This is a genomic window from Spiractinospora alimapuensis (assembly GCF_018437505.1).
Lineage (GTDB): Bacteria > Actinomycetota > Actinomycetes > Streptosporangiales > Streptosporangiaceae > Spiractinospora > Spiractinospora alimapuensis.
This window is the reverse complement of record NZ_CP072467.1, coordinates 901,758-922,622: the sequence shown is the minus strand read 5'-3', so window position 1 is coordinate 922,622 and position 20,865 is coordinate 901,758. Positions and strand designations below refer to the sequence as shown.

The following is a 20,865-nucleotide window of genomic DNA, read 5'->3' as shown; positions in this document are numbered from 1 at the left end:
TCGCGTCGCGTGGACGACAGGGGGACACCGCCGCCGGCGACAGGCCGCGGCACACACGCGTGCGGGGGCGGCACCCCGCTGGGTGCCGCCCCCGCACGTCCGTCCGGTCCCTCGCTGGGGTCAGGCGCGCAGCAGCGCGACCAGTCCCTCCGCGGAGAACCGCACCGGGTTGTTGCCCAGACGTTCGGTGTTGACGCTCGCGGTGAGCGCGCGGACGCGCTCCTCGGAGTCGGCTCCCACCTCGTCCAGACGCATGGACAGACCGAGGCGTTCGCCCAGCTCCGTGAATCGCCGTCGGGCCTCGGCACCGTCCGCGGCGCCCAGCGCGTCCAACACCCGGGACATGGCGTCCCGGTGCCGTTCGACGTCGACGGCGGGCTGGAGGTCGGCGTCGACGGCGTTGGCGTGCGCCTCCACGAACCGTCCGAGGGTCAACGCCACCGCGTGACCGTGGCTCACCCCGTAGCCCTTGGTGAGACCGTAGGACAGCGCGTGGGCCGCCGTCGTCTTCGACACGTTGATGGCCCGGCCCGCCAGGTGGCTCCCGACCGCCATCGCCCGCGCGTTCCCGGTGTCCGGGGTGTGGACGAAACCCTCGATCGCCGGGAGGAGCACCCGCAGCGCACGCCGGGCGAAGCCCCTGCTCTCCGCCGTTCCACCCACGGCCCACAGGCTCTCCACGGCCTGGGACACCGCGTCGATCCCGGACGTCGCCCGCTGGTAGGGCGAGCCGCTCAGGGTCAGGGCGGGATCCAGCACCGTCACGTCCGGGAGCAGGCCGGGCGCGGCGATGGAGTACTTGTCGGTGCCGATGTACACCACGGCGAAGTGCGTGGCCTCCGACCCGGAACCGCTCGTGGTGGGAACCAGGACGAGACGCGGCCCACGGGGCGCCGTGGGCTTCCCGCTTCGGATCGCGGTGTGCAACGCCTCCGTGTCGCGCGCGTCAGGGAAGGCGCACAGCAGCTTCGCCATGTCCATCGCACTGCCGCCACCGACCGCCACCACCGTGTCCGGCTGGAACTCCTCGACGATGCCGAGTCCGGCGAGCAGGTCCGTCGCGTTGGTGTTGGGCTCGAAGGAGCTCCACCGGCGCACCTCCGCCCGCCGCCGCAGCTCGGGGAGCATGGTGTCCGCGCCGGACGCGGCGAACGAACGTTCGCCGCACACCAGCAGGACCCTGCGCCCACCCAGCTCTTCGACCAGGCGGGGGAGCTGGTCCACGGCCCCCAAACCGTAGCAGGTGCGGGTCATTCCGAGGCACCTCCACCGAGTGCGGCCATGAACGCCTCGCGGCTCTCCTGTGGGGTCCGGGTGGGGCGCCCGATGTCGGCCCGGTTCCCGGGGCGCACCCGCAGCTCAAGCAGGCTCGGGCCGCCCTGGGCTCGCAGCTCGGCGACCCGGTCGGGAAGCTCCGCCAGGTCGCTCACCGACGCGGCGTAGCGGTACCCGAGCGCCTTCGCGGTGGCCGCGGTGTCCACGACGTCCATCGAGGTCGGCTGACCGCCGACGCTGTCGTGGACGCCGTTGTTGAACACGACGTGGAAGAAGCGGTCCGGCGCGTGGTCGGCGATGACCGCGAGTCCGCCCAGGTGCATGAGCAGCGCGCCGTCGCCGTCGAAGCACCAGACCTCGTCGTCGCCACCGGTCGTCAGGCCGAACGCGATGGCGCTGGCGTGCCCCATACCTCCCACGGTGAGGAAGTCACGACTGCCGTCGGTGCCGCTGCGCTCGCGGTACTCGAACAGTTCCCGGCTGAGCATGCCCGTCGTCGAGACGATGGCCGACTGGTCGCCCACGGCGTCCGCCAGGGCGATCAGGGCGTCCTCCCGGCTGGGCAGCGTCGAGGCGGGGGCCTCCTGCGACGTCGCGGCGTCGGAGAACGTGCCCTTCTCCACCAGGAGCACCGACGGGCCGCCCTGCTCCACCGCCGCGGACACGGCCCGGCGGACGGCCGTCGCGGCGTCCTCGGGGTCCTTCGGGAGCACCGACCACGGGACCTCCAGCGCGTCCAGCGCGGCCTCCATGATCCGGCCCTGCTTCACGTGCTGCGGCTCGTCCTTCACACCCGGCTGGCCGCGCCACCCGATGACGACCAGCATCGGCACGCCGTACACGTCGGGGTCGGCGAGCGAGAGCAGCGGGTTGACGATGTTGCCGAACCCCGAGTTCTGCAGGTAGACCAGGGCCGGCTTGCCGGTGCGCAGGTAGTGGCCCATGGCGATGCCGACGGCACCGCCCTCGTTGGCGGCGACGATGTGCCGGTCCCGGGGCAGCTCCGCCATCACGTGCGAGCACAGATTCTTCAGCAGGCTGTCGGGCACGCCCGTGAAGAGCGTGATGCCCTGCTCCTCACAGACCTGGGTGAACTCCTTGGGCGCGATCATGACTCGTTCGCCGGAACGATCGCGAGGGCGTCCTTGATCGGGGCGAGCATCGGGTCGGCTTCGTAGGCGCGGCCGTGCTCCAGGATCGTCGTGGCCACCTTCGCCATCTGCGGGTAGGCGGCACGCAGCATGTGGTTGGCGTAGATCACGAGGTTCACGCCGTGGTCGACGAGCTCGGCCTCGGTGACCTGGTGGTAGCTGGTGGGAACCACGATCAGCGGCACGCGGCGGGGCAGCTTGTTGAAGCGGGAGCAGAACTCGAAGACCTCGTCGGGCGTCTTCTGCCGGCTGTGGATCATGATGCCGTCGGCGCCGGCGTCGATGTAGGCCTCGGCGCGCGCGACCGCGTCCTCCATGCCCTTCTCCAGGATCAGGCTCTCGATCCGGGCGATGATCATGAAGTCGTCGGTGATCTGGGCTTTCTTGCCGATCGCGATGCGGTTGGAGAAGTCCTCGATGCTGGACTGGGTCTGGGCGACGTCCGTTCCGTACAGGGAGTTGCGCTTGAGCCCCTCCTTGTCCTCGATGATGACCGCGGACACGCCGAGCCGCTCCAACGAGCGCACGGTGAAGGGGAAGTGTTCGGGCTTGCCCCCCGTGTCGCCGTCGAACACCAGCGGCTTGGTGGTGACCTCGAACAGCTCGTTGACCATCTGCAGCCGGGAGGAGATGTCCACGGCCTCGATGTCGGGCTTGCCGCGCGCGGTGGAGTCGGTGAGGGAGGAGGACCACATGCCGTCGAACTCGACGGTGCTGCCGTCCTCACGCTTGACGCTCGTGCTCTCGATGATCAGCCCGGTGAGGCCGCTGTGCGCCTCGATGATGCGGGTGATCGGCTTGGCGTCGAGCAGCCGGCGCAGGCGAGTGAGCCGCACGTCCGGCGTGGTGCCGACCTGCTTGACCGAGGAGTTGAGCTGGGTGGAGGAGATGCCCGGGGTGTAGGGGACCTCGACGAGCTTGCCGCCCCACTGGTCCAGGGCGGAGATCACGCGCTCACGGGTGCGCTCCTGGACCCCGGACTTCCAGTCGTCGCCGTGCACGACGAAGTCGGGACGCAGGCTCTCCAGGTTGGGGACGTAGTCCAACGTCTCCTGGGCGACGACCCGGGTGACCCCGGCGAGGTTCTCCACCACGGTCTTGCGCTGCTCGTAGGACATGTGGGGGAGACGCTTGTAGCTGGCGATCGCGGCGTCGGTGAGGAGCCCGATGGTGACGTCCCCGAGCTGGCTCGCCTCGCGCAGAATGTTGATGTGCCCCGGGTGGATGAGGTCTGCGCTCATGCCCACGTAGACCTGCGGTCGCTCTGTCATGTCCTTGCACTCCAAATATCCGGTTGTCCCGCCGCCACGTGGTCACGTCACGACGGGAATGGGGGAGAGGGGGAAACGGTTCCTAGACGCTGAACCCGGTGTCGGCGGGGTCACCGATACCGACGAAGGTTCCGGCCCGTGGGTTGCGGCTCTGCTCCAGAGCGCACAGGCGGGCGAACTCCCGGGCCTCACTGGGCGTGAGCCAGGAACGGCGCAGGATCCGACGGTCCTCTTCACTGCGGTAATAGCGAAAATCGGGTTGGGGTGTACGCCAGTCGGTGCCGTAGTTGTCGCTCAGGAACGCCTCGATCTCACGCGGCACGTAGACGTCGTGTTCCAGGAACTCCATGGTGGACACCGGTTCGAACTGTGACCGCTTCAGGTTGTGGGCGTCGAACGCCCAGGCGCGGTCGGCGTAGAACCACAACGCGTTGACGTCCAGCCAGGTCCGGCCCAGGCGAACCTTGAACAGGCGCCCGGTGACCGTGATGCTGATGTCGTATCCGGCGGCCAGCAGCGCCAGAGCGTGGTCCTGCAGTTCCGACTTCAGCTCCACCGGGTCGGTGGCGTCGGAGATGTAGGCGACGTCGAAGTCGTCGTCCCCGGCGATGAAGGCCCGGTCCCGGTAGCAGCCCAGCAGCGTCCCGTACAGCAGGAACAGTTTCTTGCCCAGAACCTCCTCGAACTTGTCCTTGGCCTCGCCGTAGGACTTGAGGTACCGGAGCTGCCGGTCGGAGATCTCCTCCGGCGGGGCGGCCAGCACACCCTTCTTGCTGATGGTGTAGCCGGCGTCCATCAGTTCGGGGAGGCGACTGGAGCCGTCGGGCACGGTCAACGCCATGACCGTGCTGCCCCGGGTGCTGACCAGTGGGCGGTCACCGCAGGACAGGGTGAGGCGCGACGTCGTGGGCAGTTGGGCCAGGACCTTGTGGGACAGGTCGAAACTGAAGGGACGCAGCCACGCCTTGGGGTTGGTGGCGACACTCTTCACCGGCGCGCCGTCGAGGTGGATGTCGACCGTGTCGTCACCGTCGGTCGGCAGCAGGAAACCCTCGACCCGCAGGCCGACGTCCACGATCGTGGCGTCGAAGAAGCCGCCCGGCTGCTGTCCGCGTACCAACATCGAGGAGGCCTCGGTGTCGGGGTGGGCCTCACGCAGGAGCCGGGCGTCGTCGGCGTCGGGCGCGGCGTCGTCGGCCGTTGCCTCGGCGAGGTTGGCCCCCAGCCGCGTCTCGACGTAGGCCAGGCGGAACCGCCACGCCGGCTCGGCCTTGTGCACCCAGATGGCGTCGACGCTCTCCAGGCCGGCCACGGCGGACCGGTAGTGCCGCGCCGCCTCCGCGAGCTTCCCCGCACGCTCGTACATCTGGCCGAGCTCGTACAGCCGCCGCAACCGGGTCTCCGGGCGGGACACACGACGGTGCAGGCGCGTCGCCACGATGGGGACCCGCATGGCGACCTTGTACAGCGTCTTGCGCCGGGCCAGACGGGCCGCGGCCCGGTGTAGCCAGGTCACCTTCTTGGGCTGCCCCGCCAGCGAGGTCTCGAAGTGGGACATCGCCCGGCTGCCCAGGTCGTCCGGTTCGGAGGAGGTGACGTGGAGGACCTCACCTTCCCGCAGTACGAACGGGATCCGCCCCAACCGGTCGATGACGCCGGCGAGCCGGTAGTGCGCGTCCCTGTCCGCGGGGCGTTCGGCGATGACGTGACTGAGCATGTCGCGCGCCGCCTGCCAGTCACCGGACTTGTCGTAGGCGATCGCGAGTTTGCGGCGCACCTTGGCGTCGTCCCCGAAGCGTTCGCGCAGTCCGGAGTAGACGTCGACGGCGCGCAACGGCGCGCAGGCCTTCTCCAGCGCGTTGGCCAGGGCGAGGTGCAGGTCCTTGCGGTGCGGCGCCAGTTCCAGCGCCCGCTCGTAGTCCTCGGCGGCGGCCTGGAAATTCTTCCGCTTCTCCCGGAGTTTCGCGCGCTGACGCAGGGCCACGGTGTCGGCGGAATCCCGCAGCAGCGCCTCCGCATAAGCCTCTTCGGCCTCGGCGAGTCGGTCGAGCTGTTCCAGCGCGCGCCCCATACGGAAATGGTGGATCGCGGCGGAGGAGTCGAGCTGAATTGCCGTCGTATAGGCGTCGAGCGCGCCTGCGGGATTTCCGCGGTGTTCGCGAACCTGCCCCAGTCGGAAATGCAATCCAGCGTCGGCCGCGCCACGGTGAATTGCGGTCTGATAAATGTATTCAGCCGCAGGCCAGCAGCGAAGTAACCGACAAACAGCGGCGGAGCGTCGAGCCACGAAGGTCGCAGGGCGGGTCAAGTCTACTCCAGAAAGGAATCTGGCTTCTGTCGTGGTGCCGCGGATTAACCGAGGTCGGCCGGCGCGGCTTTGATCACCCTGCACGCCGAGGCGTTCGTTGGGGACGCATCGAATCTAGCATCGGGTTAAAGGAGCTGGAACGCAACTCGTACCGATGTTGAACGAATCGTTACGTCCTTGGTGGTTTCTTTGTTCGAAACTGAGAAGTCTGGGAACGGAGATGCGGTGTGCGTGCGAAAAGTAGTCGGTTGATTACTGCGGGAGATTTCTGCGGCGCGTCGCGCGGTTGAGTGTTTCCGCGGGTCCCAGCCGGGCGACGCGCACGACGTAGACGACGGCCGCGCCGAGGATGGCGAGCGGGGCCGCCAGCATCGCCACCAGCAGGACAAGTTCGAAGAGTCCGATTTCACCCATGCGGATCATCCTACTGGTGACGATCATGAGCCGGTCGTCAGGCGGTGCGTAGGTAGCAGCAGAGCCAGGCCCGCTCGACACCCTCGAAGCGCAGGGCGAGCGCCCGGACCCGTCCGCCGCACTGCACGACGGCGCAGACCTCGAGGGCGCCTGGGCGGGGGGAGAGGGAGCGCAGACGCCGTAGGCGTGGTGTGGTGCGCCAACCGTAGACGCCGATGTTGTCCTGGAGACACTCGAACGCGGCCGGTGTCATCAGGGGATGGAGTTGACGGGGGTCGCGTCGAGTCGCGAGGGTCTCGGCGACCGCCTGGGCGAGTTGGCCGAAATGGGACAGTGGGGCCGACGGGGGAGAGGAGACGACGATCGCGGGGTGGGGTCGGGGCGGTTGGGCGTGAGTGAGGGATGTGTGGGGGATCACGGATGCCCGTCCTCTCGTCGACGCGAGTATGCATCCGTCCAGAGTGCCGAGGGGCGGGCCGGAGCCACGCTGGAATTCCAGCTTGTTGGTCCGGTGCGTCACCGTCGGCACCCGCGACCCCGTGACGTGCTGTTCTCAGGTGTAGCCGAGCCGCGCGAGTTCCGTCCCCGCGGTGGTGCGGACATGGGCGTACTGATCTCGGTCGAGTCCGCGTCGCCACATGCCGATCCGGTAGCTGGTGTCGGTCATGAGCTCCGAGGCGGAGACCCCCCGCCCGACGAAGCTCGTCAGTCGCTCCGCGACCGCGACCTCGTTGCCCGGGATCTCCTCGTAGCGGATCGTGATCATCCGGTCCTCGGCCAGCTCACTGCGCAGCCGGGCGGAGAGGCGGATCGCGCTGCGCCAGCGCAGGGCGCACCGCGCGGCGTTGGACAGCTCTCCGTAACCCGCCTTGTCCTCCTCGGTCTCGATCCCGAAGAACGGGTGGGGGAGTTCGTCCAGCCGAGCCACGACGTCGGTACGGAACCACGACATCATCTGGCTGTCGCCCAGCATCGAGGCGACGGCGTCCCGCCCGTCGCGGATCACCTGGACGAAGCGGGCGTCGGGAAAGGTCAGCGCGAGGGCCTCGGCCGAGTACAGCAGGTCCGGGCTGGCGTCACCGAACGCCTCCATCCCGCGCCCATGCCGGCACAGGGTGGCGTCGACGTCCCACGGTGCGGTGCCGGGTCGCGCCCGGGGCGAGCAGTCCGGGCAACTGTCGGTGGTGAGCTGCCACGCCGTGGCGAAGGCGTCCCGCAACATGGCGGCGGTGCCCGCCGCGCGCCCGTGCGTGATCGAGGGGCGGCGGGCCAGGGCGTAGATCGCCTGCAGCACGGCGGGTCGACCGGACGTGAGGTAGAGACCCGCGCAGTGGCCCAGGGCGCGGGCCAGTACCTCGACTCCCGAGTGCGGTGCCCCGATCAGGAACAGGGGGCGGTGCACAACCCGGGAGTTGACCACCAGAATGTAGGGCTGTTGCGTCATCGTGAACGATTTTGGCATTGATGTCGGATTGGTCCGTGCGCCACGCCGGCCACGCCGCGGCGTCCGCGTGTGGCGTCGCCGCGGTTGTCCCAGAGTAGAGCGGTTGGCGTCCGTCAGCCGGCACTTCCGTGTAGGCCCTTGGTGCCGCCGCCGGAGCCGAACTGGCGCGCGTGCTCGTTCCTCCGGCTGAGGGTCGGATCCACTCGCCCGCCGCCGGTGGCGCCGCGCGGTGGACCGGCACCGGGGCCGGGCGTGTCACCCGCCGCCGCGACGGGCGCGGGGCGCTGCGGGGGTGTCGCCTGTTTCGCCAGGCGATCTCGCACGTGGTGGACGGCGGGGGAGTCCTTCTGCGGTAGGTGGGAGGCGAGATGGTCCAGCACCGGGCGCACCTCGCGAGGATGGAGGACCGGACCCTCGACACGTCGGTGGAGCTGGTCCAGGTACCGCAGCACCGTCGACCGAAGGAAACTCCGGTAGAGGTCGGTGTCCATCGTTGACTCGGTGTCGCCGGTCGGAGGAGGAGACGGTCGGTGTTTCAGTACCGCGAGGTCCTCGGTGGCCTGACGCAGCGTCAGCAGTTCGATCCGACCGAGGGTACGGGTGGCCAGGAGTCGCTCGTAGCGGGTGAGCCGTCCCCGGGGGTCGGTGCTGGGAGGCGCGAGTCGGAGCTCCAGGATGTCGTGGGTCTGCGACCACAGGACCCCCGCGTCCACGGCGTCGTCGAACCACTCGGTGAGCAGGTCGGAGACGTGGCGGAGATAGGGCAGCAGCGTCAGTGTGGTGCGGGCGGCGGTACCGTTGACGCGCAGCGCGATCGAGCGCAGGAGCCGGCCGGTGATTCCCGCCGCAGGGACCTCGATGGCGCGTGGGTCCACGATGTCGATGTCGCCGGCGTGCCTCATCTCCAGACCCAGACACTCGCCGACGTTGAGCGGGTCGCCGCGCTCTCGCTCCACCACGCTCACCAACGAGCCGTCGTCCGCGGCCGTGTGGCGCAGCCGGACCGTGTCCAGCATGCCGTGCCAGCCGTCCCAGGGCAGGTCCAGCCACTGGCCCGCCTGCCCCCGCCACGCTGCTCGGGAGTCCTCGGCGTCGGGGAACAGCTCGGCGATGTCGATCGGCTCCGGGGACACCAATACCAGCAGGCAGAGCAGGTTCGCGGTATAGCGGGCCTGTCGGGAGGTGACGGGCAGTCGGATGGGCTCGTAGCCGCCTCGGGAACGTGCCGGGTGCGGGTAGGGGGCGGCGCGGAACAATTCCACCAGCAGCGCGTGGACGTCGGACCGGCGTACCAGGGCGGAGCCGAAGCGATGCGCGAGGAGTTCCTCCACGAACTCCACGACCGGGGAGCGGCGCGCCAGTACCCCGAAGGAGCACAGCGCGTAGAGCGGGCCGTCGTCCAGGGGTGTGGGGAGCCGTCCCCGGGCCGACTCCGCGCGGGCGGTCGCCAGGTCCACGACCGCGCTCACGACCGCCCGTGCCACGAGGAACTCACCGAACGTGGCGTGCAGGAACTCGTACACCAACCGTTCGTGGTGCTGGTCGTTGGCCCGGGAGACGTTGACGAAGAAGAAGCGGCCGAGGACGCGCCGCGCGTCGGGGCCCCCTCCGGTCGGTGACGGGGCCGCCTGGGCCGCCTGGGCCGGCTGGGGCGGTTCGGCGCGGAGCGCGGCGAGATCGGTGTCCAACTGGTCGGCCGTGATGCGCTGTCCCTGGCGCAGGAACATCCCGAGAGCGGCGACCTCCAACTGACGCAGCTCCTCCTCGACCGCTCGGGCGGTCTCCGCGGCCACCAGGTGCGAGTGAGCGCGGCGCACCTCGCGCGCGGCGAAGGCGGTCAGCAGCTCGGTGTAGAGGCCACTACGGCTGAGTTCGGTACCCGTGCGCAGCGCGGCGCCCTCCACGTCGTAGAGCATCAGCATTTGCAACATGAGGGGCTGTTCGGCGAGCTCACGAACGGGGGTCAGGTGGTCGAGCGTCAGCGGGTCGGCGGTGGGGTTCGCGTCGTTCCACACCGCGAGCCCACGGCGAATCTGGGCACTGGTGAGGGGCTCCAGTCGGATGACGGGGCACCGGTCGGGGAACCGCACCCGATCGCCCACCACGGTCCGGGAGGTGACCACCGCGGCGAGGGGACGTCCCAGTTCCGCCTCCCGACGCTGGAACTCCCGGACCCGCTCCAGATAGTCGCCCTGGTCCTTCCCCGCGGCTTGGAGCAGCTCGTCGAAACCGTCCAGCAGCACGACCGGAAGGGCCCCCTCCGCCGAGCGGGCGACGTCCGCCCAGGACATCGGCTCCCCGATCGCCTCTCGCAGCGCGTGTTCGATCTGCTCCCGCACCGGTGCGTCGGCCGGCACGTCGCGCAGGGTGACCCGGATGGGAAGGAAGTCCTCCGCCGGAAGCCGCGCCGCGAGCACCTGGGTGAGCAGTGACTTGCCCGACCCCGGATGGCCCAGCAGCACCAGCGGCCGGTCGACCGCGTCGGGACCGGTGAGCTCCCCCGCCAACACGGACTGGATGTCGTCCCGGAGCGGACTGTCCTCGGCCCACGCGTCCGAACCGGGCTGCACGTCCCGGACGGCCTGCCCCACGCGCCCCCGGGGGTTGATGTAGCTCTCCTCCAACGTCGGCAGGACGAACCCGCGCGGGATCTCGGGGGTGTCCAGGATGGGGCGAGTCAGGACGGCGCGGTGGCGGGCGGCGAGCACGGAGCGGCGCTCGCCGGCGGTGGGACCGGTGCTCATGCGGGCCAGCAACCCGCCGAGCTGGGCGAGGCCGGTTTCCACCCGGTGACGCGTCGCGGCGTGTTCGACACCCGCGTTCCACGCGGCGAACTCCGCGTGCTCGGCCACGAGCTGTCGGTAGGACTCGGCGTAGCGGGTCATGGCCCGCCCGGTGACCCGACCGAGCGCGTCCAGCAACGCGCCGCGACGGGTCTCGTCCGCCTCGTCCCACCACGCCAGTCCCCGCACGAACCTGCGAGTCGCCGCGACCAACGTGGTGTCGAGATACTCCTGGACCGCGAGCCGGTTCTCCTCCGGGGAACGGGAGGGCGACGGGAGGGGGATCGGGGCGGAGGCGAGTTGGCGCAGCAATGCCGAACGGCCGTCCGGAACGGACTCCACGCTGCCCAACGCGGACTTCTCCGCCGCGGAGAACTCCATCGGGATCCCCTCCGGGGGGTCCTCGGCCAACGCCTCGAAGTACGCTTCGACGACGATGATCGCGTGCGCCGCCGCGAGCCGGTCGGACCGGTCCAACCGCCCCGCGCCCCGGAGCGTCCCCGTGAGCCGGCCGAGCTGCTCCCGCCCGTGTTTGACGATCAGTCCCCGCAGCCCACCCAACCCGGGCACCCCGAGCAGTTCCAGCGCCCCCTCCGCGACCCGTTCCGCGAACGCCGCGGCCGCCGAGTCCCCGCCCCCGAGCACCCGGAGCGCCTCGGCGTAGGACAGCGCGGATCGTGAGCCAGACATGCGGGGTCCTCCCCGGTTCGACGCTGCCAACGGAGCGATGGCGCGCCGCCATGATAGGAAAACGGCCCACAGCACAGGCAATCGCGCCCCCACCGGGCCGACCCCCTCACCCAGGCGACCACGGCGCGGAGCACGACAGTCAGATCGGAGCGGTGTGGTCGCGCCAGCGCCCGTACCGCGGCGGGGCTCCCAGGAACGCCCGCGCACATTCCGAGCGGCACCCACCAAGCGCGCCAGCGGTCCTACAGTGCGAATGCGCGGGGGCGACGCTAGTTCCGGACAGTGGTGACGTACGTGATGGAGCTACTGGTCATGGGTGGCTTGTCGTAGCCCCCGGGGCCATACCCGCGCGCGGGGAACGGACGGCGGTGGTCGTGCGCGAAGCACGTCGCAGTGCGGGTCATCCCCGCGTGCGGGGAACGGACGCCGATCGAATGCTTCGCCGCCTCGGTCGACCGGGATCATCCCCGCGCGCGGGGAACGGACCCGCGGCGATCACCTATGAGGATCTCGTAGAGCGGATCATCCCCGCGCGCGGGGAACGGACACAGGGCGGTGGTCACGGTGAACGTTCTCCTCGGGATCATCCCCGCGCGCGGGGAACGGACTCGTTGGTGAAGACCAGCTTCGTCCCCGAACCGGGATCATCCCCGCGCGCGGGGAACGGACTACAGCCGGCGGTATGAGTCGATGCGGGCCGCGGGATCATCCCCGCGCGCGGGGAACGGACGACGCGGATCTGCGTGAGCTGGCGTTTCGCCGGGGATCATCCCCGCGCGCGGGGAACGGACACTTCATGACCTGCGCACTTACCACTGGCAAGCGTCGGATTTCTTTACTTCTCGAAATTCCGGCATAACGGACAGGCAATACTGCCTCCCCCGAATTAACGCGCGTGCGAAACAGGGTGCCACACACGAACACGGCGGGCCAGGCAACTGCGCGCGCCTGGCCCGCCGCGCCACCCGGTTACGACGCCAGTCGCGTGTCGCGAAGCCGTCGCAAGACAACAGCGATGCCGACAGGCGTAATGCCAACTCCACGGATGATGGCTCCTTGGTGGCGCGGGTAGTTAGCCTCCGACGTGGTGTCGACCAGGTCTCGCAGTGGGGATGGCCGAGGTTGGGGGTCGTCCCCGCGTGCGGGGAACGGACCCGTTGAACGGTTTGGTGTATGGGTATGGCGGGGGGGCATCCCCGCGTGCGGGGAACGGACGATGGGTATGGCGGGGCGTAAGGATCTTGTGCGGGGGCATCCCCGCGTGCGGGGAACGGACCCAACTCCCCGGTCACCGTCGCGGTGGCAAGAGGGGGCATCCCCGCGTGCGGGGAACGGACACTTTATGACCTGCGTGCTTACCACTGGCAAGCGTCGGATTTCTTTGCTTCTCGAAATTCCGGCATAACGGACACACGTGGTCTTTTCCCGAATTGACTTTCTCGCGTGGAACTCGGCACCAGTCGCGCGTCGCGGACGTGGAGCACGACGATCGGGACAGCCGTGCGTCGGTGGGGAGGCCACTGCTCCCTTCCCCGCTGGTGCTGGGCCGTGCCCGATGGTGGAACGCCCCTTCTAGGGGAGGGTCCAGTCGATGGGGTCGGCGCCCTGCTGTTGGAGCAGGGCGTTGGCGCGGCTGAAGGGGCGGGTGCCGAAGAAGCCGTTGTGGGCCGACATGGGGCTGGGGTGGGTGGACTCCACCGCCGGGACGTTGGGCATCAGGCGGCGCAGGTTGCGGGCCTTGCTGCCCCACAGGATCGACACCATGGGGGTACCACGGGCGGCGAGGGCACGGATGGCCTGGTCGGTGACATCCTCCCAGCCCTTGTTCGCGTGGGAGTTGGGCTTGCGCGGTGCCACCGAGAGGGACCGGTTCAACAGCAGGACACCGCGCTCCGTCCACGGGGTGAGGTCGCCGTTGCTGGGTTGCGGGAGGCCGAGGTCGTCGCAGTACTCGGTGAAGATGTTGCGCAGACTCCCGGGGATGGGGCGGACCTCCGGCGCCACCGAGAAGCTCAGGCCGACCGCGTGCCCCGGGGTGGGGTAGGGATCCTGGCCGACCAGCAGGACCCGGACCTGGTCGAAGGGCTGGTGGAACGCGCGCAGCACGTTATCGCCCGCGGGGAGGTAGGTGCGCCCCGCGGCGATCTCCGCGCGCAGGAAGTCCCCCATCCTGCCGATCGTCTCGGCGACCGGCTCCAGGGCCTTCGCCCAACCCTCGTCCATGAGCTCGTTCAGGGGCCGTGATGTCATGGCAGCACCCTACTGCCGCTGAGTGACAGGCGGTGCGGTTCGGTCACGCCGGGCGGAGACGACGAACTGGATCCGAGGCTCGTGGTCCCTGGCGACCCCGTGGCGGTGGTCCAGCTCCAGCAGTTCCGGCAGGGGAGTCACGGTGGTCGCGGCAAAGCCGGCGCGTCGGACGGCGGCAGCGGTGTCCTCGATGGTGTCGGACTCGGCCAGAGGCAGCCGGGCCAGGACCTGGTCGTCGTAGCGGGAACGGAACGACGCGTCGCCGGTGCCACCGGCGCGGACGCCGTCGGGGAACCAGGTGCTGTCGACACACACGAGTCGACCTCCGGGGCGCAGGAGTCGGAGCCAGTTCGCGAGCGCTTCCTCGGGCGTACGCAGGGTCCACAGGACGTAGCGGCTCGTCACCACGTCGAAGCTGTTGGGCGGGAAGTCCGGAGCGACGGCGTCGGCGCGGAGGTACTCCGGACTCGTTCCCGTGGGCGCGCTGTGTACCCGCGCGTGCGCACGCGCGCGGTCGATCATCCCTTGGGAGGCATCGATTCCGATCACGGAGTGGCCCAGTTCGGTGAGGAGGCGCGCCATGTGGCCCGGACCGGTCCCGGCGTCGAGGATCCGCGCGGGGGAGGCGGGAAGGTGTCGTGCCCAGACCGACAGCCAGGCCCGTCGGATCTCGTCGTTGCGCAGCCGCCGGGTCTGGAAGGCGTCGTAGGACTCAGCGCGGTGGTCCCAGTACCCGGTGATGTTCGACTGAGCGTACTCGGAGCTCACCGCCTCGTCCGAGGCCTCGGAGGCGGACCAGGGTCGGGGAGTGGGGTGGGGCATCCGTTCCTCGTTCGTGTGGGGTCGGCGTGGGTGGTGGGTCGTTCAGGCGCTCTTCTCGACGGCCGCGTCGTGGCGCAGTGGGCGGAAGAGCAGGTGGAGTTCGTCGCCGGTGCGGACCTGCTCCACCCCGATGCGGTAGACGGGTTCGAGGACCTCGGGGGACAACACGTCGGCGGGCGCTCCGGCGGCGCTGACGCGGCCCTCGTGCAACAGCACGAGGTCGTCGCAGTACCGCGCGGCGAGGTTCAGGTCGTGCAACACCACGACGGTGGTGACACCCAGTCCGCGCACGATGTCCAGCACCTCGTGTTGGTAGCGGATGTCCAGGTGATTCGTTGGTTCGTCCAGGAGGAGGTGGTCGGCCTGTTGGGCGAGCGCCCGCGCGATCAGCACCCGCTGCTTCTCACCGCCAGACAGGCCGGAGAAGACGCGGTCCGCCAGGTGCCGGGCCCCCACCCGGCGCAGCGCGGACGCCGCGATCGCGTGGTCCTCCGCGCCGGTCCGCTGGAAGGTGGACAGGTGCGGCGTACGCCCCAGGAGGACGAGGTCGGTCACGGACAGGGGCAGCTCCCCTGTGCCCTCCTGCGCCACGACGGCGAGGCGACGGGCGACCTCCCGAGGGGGAACGTCCGCCACGGGGGCCTCGTCCAGTGTGACCATGCCGGCACGGGGACGCAGCGCGGCGTAGAGGGTGCGCAGCAGGGTGGTCTTGCCGCTGCCGTTGGGACCGATGAGGCCCACCACGCGTCCGGGACGCGCCTCGATGTCGACACCCTCCAGGACGGGGGCGGTCCCGAACGCGAACGAGATTCCCGCTGCGGTGATCATTGGTCCGTCCCGAACTCCTCGGCGATGCGTTCCAGGCCGTCCACCGCGAGCGGCGTGGGCGGCTCGGTGAAGTTGAACAGTTGGACGTGGATGGCGTCCTCCTGGACGGCGGTGATGCTGTCGGCGCCCGGGAGGTCGACCATGGCCTGGCGCACCGGCTCGGGGTCACCGTCGACGTGGAGGAGCACGAGCACGTCGGGGTCCAGGTCGACCAGGGTCTCCGTGGCGACCTCGAAGACGCGTTCCTCGACGTCGCCGAACACGTTGGTCAGGCCGGCGGCGGCGAGCTGCGGGTCGGCCATGCTGTGACTGCCGTAGGCGTAGGTGGTGCCGCCACCCACGGTGGGGAACAGGACGGCGGCGGTGCGCTCCGGTTCGTCGGCGGCCTGGCGCTCGATCGTCTCCACCCGCTCCCGCAGGGAGGTGACGACCTCGTCGGCCTCATCGGCGCGGTCGAAGATCCGGCCGTAGCTCTCCACCTGGTCGTACACGTCGTCGAACCGCGCCGGTTCCACCCCCTCGGGGCAGTAGACCGGATGGACGAGGGCGGGGATGCCCACCGAGTCCAGCGACTCACGGGTGATCCCGTCGGGAAGCCCCATCACCAGATCGGGGTCCTCCGCGATGATCACCTCCTGGGAGATCTCCAGGTGCCCGCTCTCGTCCAGGTCGTCGCCCAGGGAGGCGGTGTCCTGGATCGTCTGGTTGGTCGCGTCGTCGTAGTACTCCTCGGGGTAGGCGCCCGCGCGGAGCACCACCGAGTCGAGTACTCCGAGTGCCGACAGCGCGGACACCGGAGCGCTCTCCAACAGGATGACCCGCTCGGGAGGGGTCCCGAAGCTGAGTTCGGTGCCGCAGTTGTCGACGGTCACCGGATCCCCCGCGGCCGCGTCGGTGGAGGTGGTGCCGCCGCCGCAGGCGCTCGCCGCCAGGGTCAGCGTCGCCACACACAGCGGAAGTCTCAGTGAGCGGGGCATTCCCGTCCTTTTTCGGGTCGTGGGGGGCTGTCAATGGGTCGCGGAGTGGAATCGGCGGACCAGCAGGAGCAGGAAGGGGGCGCCGACGAGCGCCGTGATGATCCCGATCGGCAGCTCCCGCGGGATGAGGGCGACCCGCGCCACGACGTCGGCCCACACCAGGAAGATCGCGCCGACCAGGGCGGCGACCGGGACGACCCGGGTGTGTGCCGCGCCGACGAGGCGGCGGGCGAGGTGGGGAATCACGAGACCGACGAAGCCGATGCCGCCGGCGGCGGCCACGACCGAGCCGACGCACAGCGAGACCAGGGCGAGCATGCCGACCCGAAAGCGGGTGGGTCGGACGCCCAACGCGTGCGGTCTCGTCACCGATGGCCAACGCGTCCAACTGGCGGCTCCACAGCATCATCGCCAGCACGGTCACGCACACGACCACGAGGACGACGGCCAGTGGGCCCGACCACCGTGCCAGCCCCAGCGAGCCGAGGAGCCAGAAGAGCACCGAGCGTGCTCCCTCGGCCGAGTCGGCGGCGAAGATCAGGAAACTGGTGGCGGCGTATAGGGCGTAGCCGACCGCGACGCCCGCCATCAGCAACCGTAGTGAGGTGATCCGCCCTCCGGCGCGGGCTACGAAGAACACGAGCACCGAGGCGCCCAACGCGCCGAGGAACGCGCTGGCCGACAGGGCGTTTTCCCCGAACCCGGCGCCGAACCCGAACAGGATCGCACCGGCGGCGCCGGTCGAGGCGCCGGAGGTGACGCCGAGGATGTAGGGGTCCGCCAGCATGTTGCGCACCATCGCCTGCAGCGCCAGACCGCTGACGGCGAGGCCGGAACCGACGGCCGCCCCGAGGAGCACACGGGGGAGCCGCACGTCCCAGGCGATCGACGCCTCGGACGCGGTCCAGGTGACGTCGCCGGGCCATCCGATGACGTTGTGCCCGATGATGCGGGCCACCGTCCCCGGCGCCACTCGTACGGGGCCGATGCCGACGGCGAGGACGACGCTGAGGCCAAGCACGAGCGTCAGGCAGGTCACCCACAGGGCGGTGCGGCGGCGTTGTGCGGAGTACCCGAGGTCGTCCCGGGGCTCGGTCGACTCTTGGTCGCCGGTACTCCTGTTCACGGTGGTCGCCAGCGTCGTCACCCTTCCCGAGGTCCGTTCCTGCAAATAATTCGCATCTGCGATTAATTTGCACCTGTGGCGGGTGGGAGTCAACCGGCGACGTGGTGCGGATTGTCTCCACAGACCGGGATCCGGGTCCGGGACCGCTGGGGCCCGCGGTCCGCGCCTCGTCCACGGACGGGGCGGGCACACCGAAACAGCGGCGGCCCCCGGGAGGGGACCGCCGCTGTCGGGAACGACCGGCTAGTCGGTCTCGCCGCGCCGCATGCCGTCGTGACGCGAGAGGTTGAGCGCGGTGGTCACCAGAGGGACGTGGCTGAACGCCTGGGGGAAGTTGCCGACCTGCCGCTTGCCGTGCGGGTCGTACTCCTCCGCGAGGAGCCCGACGTCGTTGCGCAGGGACAGCAGTCGGTGGAACAGCTCCCGCGCCTCGCCCACCCGACCGATGGACAACAGCGCGTTGGCGAGCCAGAAGCTGCACGCGAGGAACGCGCCCTCCTGCCCGGGAAGCCCGTCGACGGAGTCGTCCCCGGCCGTGTGGTAGCGCAACACGAACCCGTCGTCCATGAGGTCCCGCTGGATCGCCTCGATCGTGCCGACCACCCGGGGGTCGTCGTAGGGAAGGAACCCGACCTCCGGAATGAGCAGGAGCGAGGCGTCGAGTTCCTTGCTTCCGTAGTACTGCGTGAAGGTGTTGCGTTGCTGGTCGAAGCCGTACTCACAGACCTCGGCATGAATGGTGTCGCGGAGCGCGCGCCACCGTTCGACGGGTCCCTCCTTGCCGAACTCCTCGATCATCCGCACCGCGCGGTCCGCGGCGACCCACGCCATCACCTTGGAGTGGACGAACTGCTGGCGCGGACCCCGCACCTCCCACAGGCCCTCGTCCGGCTCGTCCCAGCACCATTCCAGGTAGTTCACCAGGGACCGTTGGACGCCCCAGATGTGCTCCTCGCCCTGCAGGCCCGATCGCCGGGCCAGGTGCAGGGAGTCCATCACCTCGCCGTACACGTCGAGCTGGTGCTGGCCCACGGCGGCGTTGCCGATGCGGACGGGGCGGGAGTTCTCGTATCCGGGGAGCCAGTCGGCCGTCCACTCCGACAGTCGACGTTCGCCGCGGATGCCGTACATGATCTGCATGTGCTGTGGTTCGCCCGCCACGGCGCGTACCAGCCACTCGCGCCACTCCCGCGCCTCGGCGGTGTAGCCGCTGCGCATCAACGCCTCGAGGGTGATGGTCGCGTCCCGCAGCCAGCAGTAGCGGTAGTCCCAGTTGCGCACCCCGCCGATCTCCTCGGGCAGGGAGGCGGTGGGCGCGGCCACGATGCCGCCGGTGGGGCTGAACGTCAACGCCTTCAAGGTGATGAGGGACCGGATGACGGGCTCGCGGTACTGGTCGTCGTAGGTGCAGGTCTCCACCCAGTTACGCCAGAACCGCTCGGTGCGACTCAGGGACTTCTCGGCGTCGAGGTGCGCCGACTCCGTCTCGTGCGACGGATGCCAGGTGAGCACGAAGGGAACCCGCTGGCCGGCGCTCACGGTGAAGGTGGCGTCGTGGGAGAAGTTGTGCCCCTCCATCGGTACCGGTGAGCTGACCCAGACCGAGTCCGGTCCCGCGACCGCGACGACCTCATTGCCGTCCCGGTGGATCCACGGCACCACACTGCCGTAGTCGAACCGCAGCCGCAGCGCCGTGTTCATCCGCACGGTTCCGCGCAGCCCCTCGACGATCCGCACCAGGTGCGGTGAGTCGGTGCGGGGTGGCATGAAGTCGATGACCCGGACCGCTCCCTCGGGTACCTCCCACTCGGTCTCCAGGATCAGTGTGTCCTGCCGGTAACGGCGGCGCGTGGCGTGCGGCTCGGCCGCGGCCGGTCGGATCCACCAGTTTCCGTTCTGTTCGTCCCCCAGCAGGGCGGTGAAACACGCCGGGGAGTCGAAGTACGGCAGACACAGCCAATCCACGGAACCGTCCCGGCTCACGAGCGCGGCGGTCTGCATGTCGCCAATGAGCGCGTAGTCCTCGATCCGCCCAGGCACGCGGCTCACCCCCTTACACCTTCGTACGGAAATTCCCCATCCGGAGTCTGAGCGCCGGATCCGGACTCCGCACCCCCCGATGCATGTCCGCGATTTCCGGTTACGTTAGTCCTGGACTGCGCAGAAGTCGTCTGTTTACCCAGAGTTACCGACGCGTGTCGTGCCGGTTTCCCTAACGCTACCGGGATTGTGCGGAGGCATGGCGGTCTCTGGACATCACAATAGAGACGTCTTTCGGGGTTGGAGAGGACCACCGGAACGGCTCCGACGATCATAAGGCGTGACGCGCTGGGAGCAACTCCACTAATGCGGGTGCGCAGACTCACGCGGACGACGCCGAGAGCGTCCGCCCAGGCCGGACGGTACCGCCTGGTGGCGCAGGGCTCCCACGATCTTTTAGGGTTGGGGGACTGGAGAATTCCGGTCAGCTGGACCATGTCGTGAGGGAGGTGGGGTCAGTGCTCGCCGACTCCTATGGAAGAGTCGCCACCGACCTGCGGGTCTCACTCACCGATCGGTGCAACCTCCGGTGTACCTACTGCATGCCCGCCGAGGGCCTGGAGTGGCTGCCCAAGCCGGAGCTGTTGACCGACGACGAACTGGGCCGGTTGCTGCGCGTCGGGGTCACGATGCTCGGGATCACCGAGGTGCGCTTCACCGGCGGCGAACCGTTGCTGCGCAAGGGCCTGCCCGGGATCATCGCCGCGGCCAGCGCGCTGGAGCCCCGGCCCAAGACCGCGCTCACCACCAACGGGATCGGCCTCGCCCGCTTCGCCCCGGCGCTGGCGGAGGCGGGCCTGGACCGGGTGAACGTCTCCCTGGACACTCTCAAGCCGGACGTCTTCAAGGACCTGGCCCGCAGGGACCGTCTCAGCGACGTCCTGGACGGTCTGGCCGGCGCCGCCGACGCGGGACTCACGCCCGTCAAGGTCAACGCGGTACTGATGCGCGACGTCAACGACGACGAAGCCGTGGACCTGCTGCGCTACTGCCTGGACCGGGGCTACGAACTCCGGTTCATCGAACAGATGCCGTTGGACGCCCAGCACGGCTGGCGGCGCGACACCATGGTGACCGCCGACGAGATCCTGGACCGGCTCGGGGCGGCGTTCGACCTGCGGCCGGCGGACGACGAGGAGCGCGGCAGCGCCCCCGCGGAGACGTTCCTCGTGGACGGCGGGCCGCACCGCGTGGGGGTGATCGGGTCGGTGACCCGCCCCTTCTGCGGTGCGTGCGACCGGGTTCGGCTCACCGCCGACGGTCAGGTCCGCAACTGCCTGTTCGCCCGCGACGAGTCCGACCTGCGCGGTCCGATGCGCGACGGAGCCTCCGACGAGGAACTCGCCGAACGGTGGCGCGCCGCCGTGGCCACCAAACTCCCCGGACACGGCATCAACGACCCCAGCTTCCTGCAGCCGGCCCGCCCGATGTCCGCGATCGGTGGGTGACGGGAGCCGACGCGTCCCTTCTCCCTGAGGAGCCCCGC

At 69.8% G+C, this 20,865-nt stretch carries 14 protein-coding genes, 1 pseudogene and 1 CRISPR repeat array; of the genes and pseudogenes, 1 reads left to right on the top strand and 14 read right to left on the bottom strand.

Annotation, left to right across the window (positions count from 1 at the left end):
* Nucleotides 1-120 precede the first annotated feature (120 nt).
* The 14 genes and pseudogenes from J4H86_RS04310 to J4H86_RS04245 all read right to left on the bottom strand — a co-directional run bounded on the left by J4H86_RS04310 (nucleotide 121) and on the right by J4H86_RS04245 (nucleotide 19,379).
* Nucleotides 121-1,254 carry a phosphonoacetaldehyde reductase gene (locus J4H86_RS04310; protein ID WP_236542210.1) on the bottom strand — a complete coding sequence of 378 codons (1,134 nt, stop codon included), beginning with the start codon at nucleotides 1,252-1,254 and terminating at the stop codon, nucleotides 121-123.
* Entirely contained in the window at nucleotides 1,251-2,387 is a 1,137-nt protein-coding gene (aepY, locus tag J4H86_RS04305; protein WP_236542209.1) for a phosphonopyruvate decarboxylase, read from the bottom strand. Before aepY ends, J4H86_RS04310 begins: the two co-directional genes overlap by 4 nt.
* Nucleotides 2,384-3,697: a phosphoenolpyruvate mutase gene (aepX, locus tag J4H86_RS04300; protein WP_236542208.1), complete on the bottom strand. Its 1,314-nt coding sequence runs from the start codon at nucleotides 3,695-3,697 to the stop codon at nucleotides 2,384-2,386. The genes aepY and aepX overlap by 4 nt, the downstream gene beginning before the upstream one ends.
* A gap of 82 nt (nucleotides 3,698-3,779) precedes the next feature.
* Nucleotides 3,780-5,984 (bottom strand): tetratricopeptide repeat protein, encoded by a 2,205-nt coding sequence (locus J4H86_RS04295; protein ID WP_236543894.1) that lies wholly within the window; start codon nucleotides 5,982-5,984, stop codon nucleotides 3,780-3,782.
* Between the two features lie 273 nt (nucleotides 5,985-6,257).
* The gene (locus J4H86_RS04290; protein ID WP_236542207.1) at nucleotides 6,258-6,419 is read right to left on the bottom strand and encodes a hypothetical protein; all 162 of its coding nucleotides are present in this window, start codon (nucleotides 6,417-6,419) and stop codon (nucleotides 6,258-6,260) included.
* Between the two features lie 37 nt (nucleotides 6,420-6,456).
* On the bottom strand, nucleotides 6,457-6,837 hold the full coding sequence (locus J4H86_RS04285; protein WP_236542206.1) for an Rv3235 family protein: 381 nt from the start codon (nucleotides 6,835-6,837) through the stop codon (nucleotides 6,457-6,459).
* A gap of 135 nt (nucleotides 6,838-6,972) precedes the next feature.
* Nucleotides 6,973-7,863, bottom strand: a complete 891-nt coding sequence (locus tag J4H86_RS04280; RefSeq protein ID WP_236542205.1) for a sulfotransferase family protein — start codon at nucleotides 7,861-7,863, stop codon at nucleotides 6,973-6,975.
* A 113-nt stretch (nucleotides 7,864-7,976) separates the two neighbouring features.
* Complete coding sequence (locus tag J4H86_RS04275; protein WP_236542204.1) at nucleotides 7,977-11,336, bottom strand: NACHT domain-containing protein; 3,360 nt, start codon at nucleotides 11,334-11,336, stop codon at nucleotides 7,977-7,979.
* Between the two features lie 336 nt (nucleotides 11,337-11,672).
* Nucleotides 11,673-12,127: direct repeats of the CRISPR family, unit length 28 nt; unit sequence GGATCATCCCCGCGCGCGGGGAACGGAC.
* A 781-nt stretch (nucleotides 12,128-12,908) separates the two neighbouring features.
* Nucleotides 12,909-13,586, bottom strand: coding sequence for a uracil-DNA glycosylase (locus tag J4H86_RS04270; protein ID WP_236542203.1), 678 nt, complete (start codon nucleotides 13,584-13,586; stop codon nucleotides 12,909-12,911).
* Nucleotides 13,587-13,595: 9 nt separating this feature from the next.
* The gene (locus J4H86_RS04265) at nucleotides 13,596-14,408 is read right to left on the bottom strand and encodes a class I SAM-dependent methyltransferase (RefSeq protein WP_236542202.1); all 813 of its coding nucleotides are present in this window, start codon (nucleotides 14,406-14,408) and stop codon (nucleotides 13,596-13,598) included.
* Between the two features lie 42 nt (nucleotides 14,409-14,450).
* Nucleotides 14,451-15,236, bottom strand: coding sequence for an ABC transporter ATP-binding protein (locus J4H86_RS04260; RefSeq protein WP_236542201.1), 786 nt, complete (start codon nucleotides 15,234-15,236; stop codon nucleotides 14,451-14,453).
* Nucleotides 15,233-16,213 (bottom strand): ABC transporter substrate-binding protein, encoded by a 981-nt coding sequence (locus tag J4H86_RS04255; protein WP_236542200.1) that lies wholly within the window; start codon nucleotides 16,211-16,213, stop codon nucleotides 15,233-15,235. The genes J4H86_RS04260 and J4H86_RS04255 overlap by 4 nt, the downstream gene beginning before the upstream one ends.
* A 30-nt stretch (nucleotides 16,214-16,243) precedes the next feature.
* A pseudogene (locus J4H86_RS04250) lies at nucleotides 16,244-17,171 on the bottom strand (FecCD family ABC transporter permease).
* A 411-nt stretch (nucleotides 17,172-17,582) separates the two neighbouring features.
* On the bottom strand, nucleotides 17,583-19,379 hold the full coding sequence (locus J4H86_RS04245) for a glycoside hydrolase family 15 protein (RefSeq protein ID WP_269134571.1): 1,797 nt from the start codon (nucleotides 19,377-19,379) through the stop codon (nucleotides 17,583-17,585).
* 458 nt (nucleotides 19,380-19,837) lie between these two features.
* Between J4H86_RS04245 and moaA the strand changes: the two genes are divergently transcribed.
* Nucleotides 19,838-20,827 (top strand): GTP 3',8-cyclase MoaA, encoded by a 990-nt coding sequence (gene moaA / locus J4H86_RS04240; RefSeq protein ID WP_236542199.1) that lies wholly within the window; start codon nucleotides 19,838-19,840, stop codon nucleotides 20,825-20,827.
* The last annotated feature ends 38 nt before the right edge of the window (nucleotides 20,828-20,865 follow it).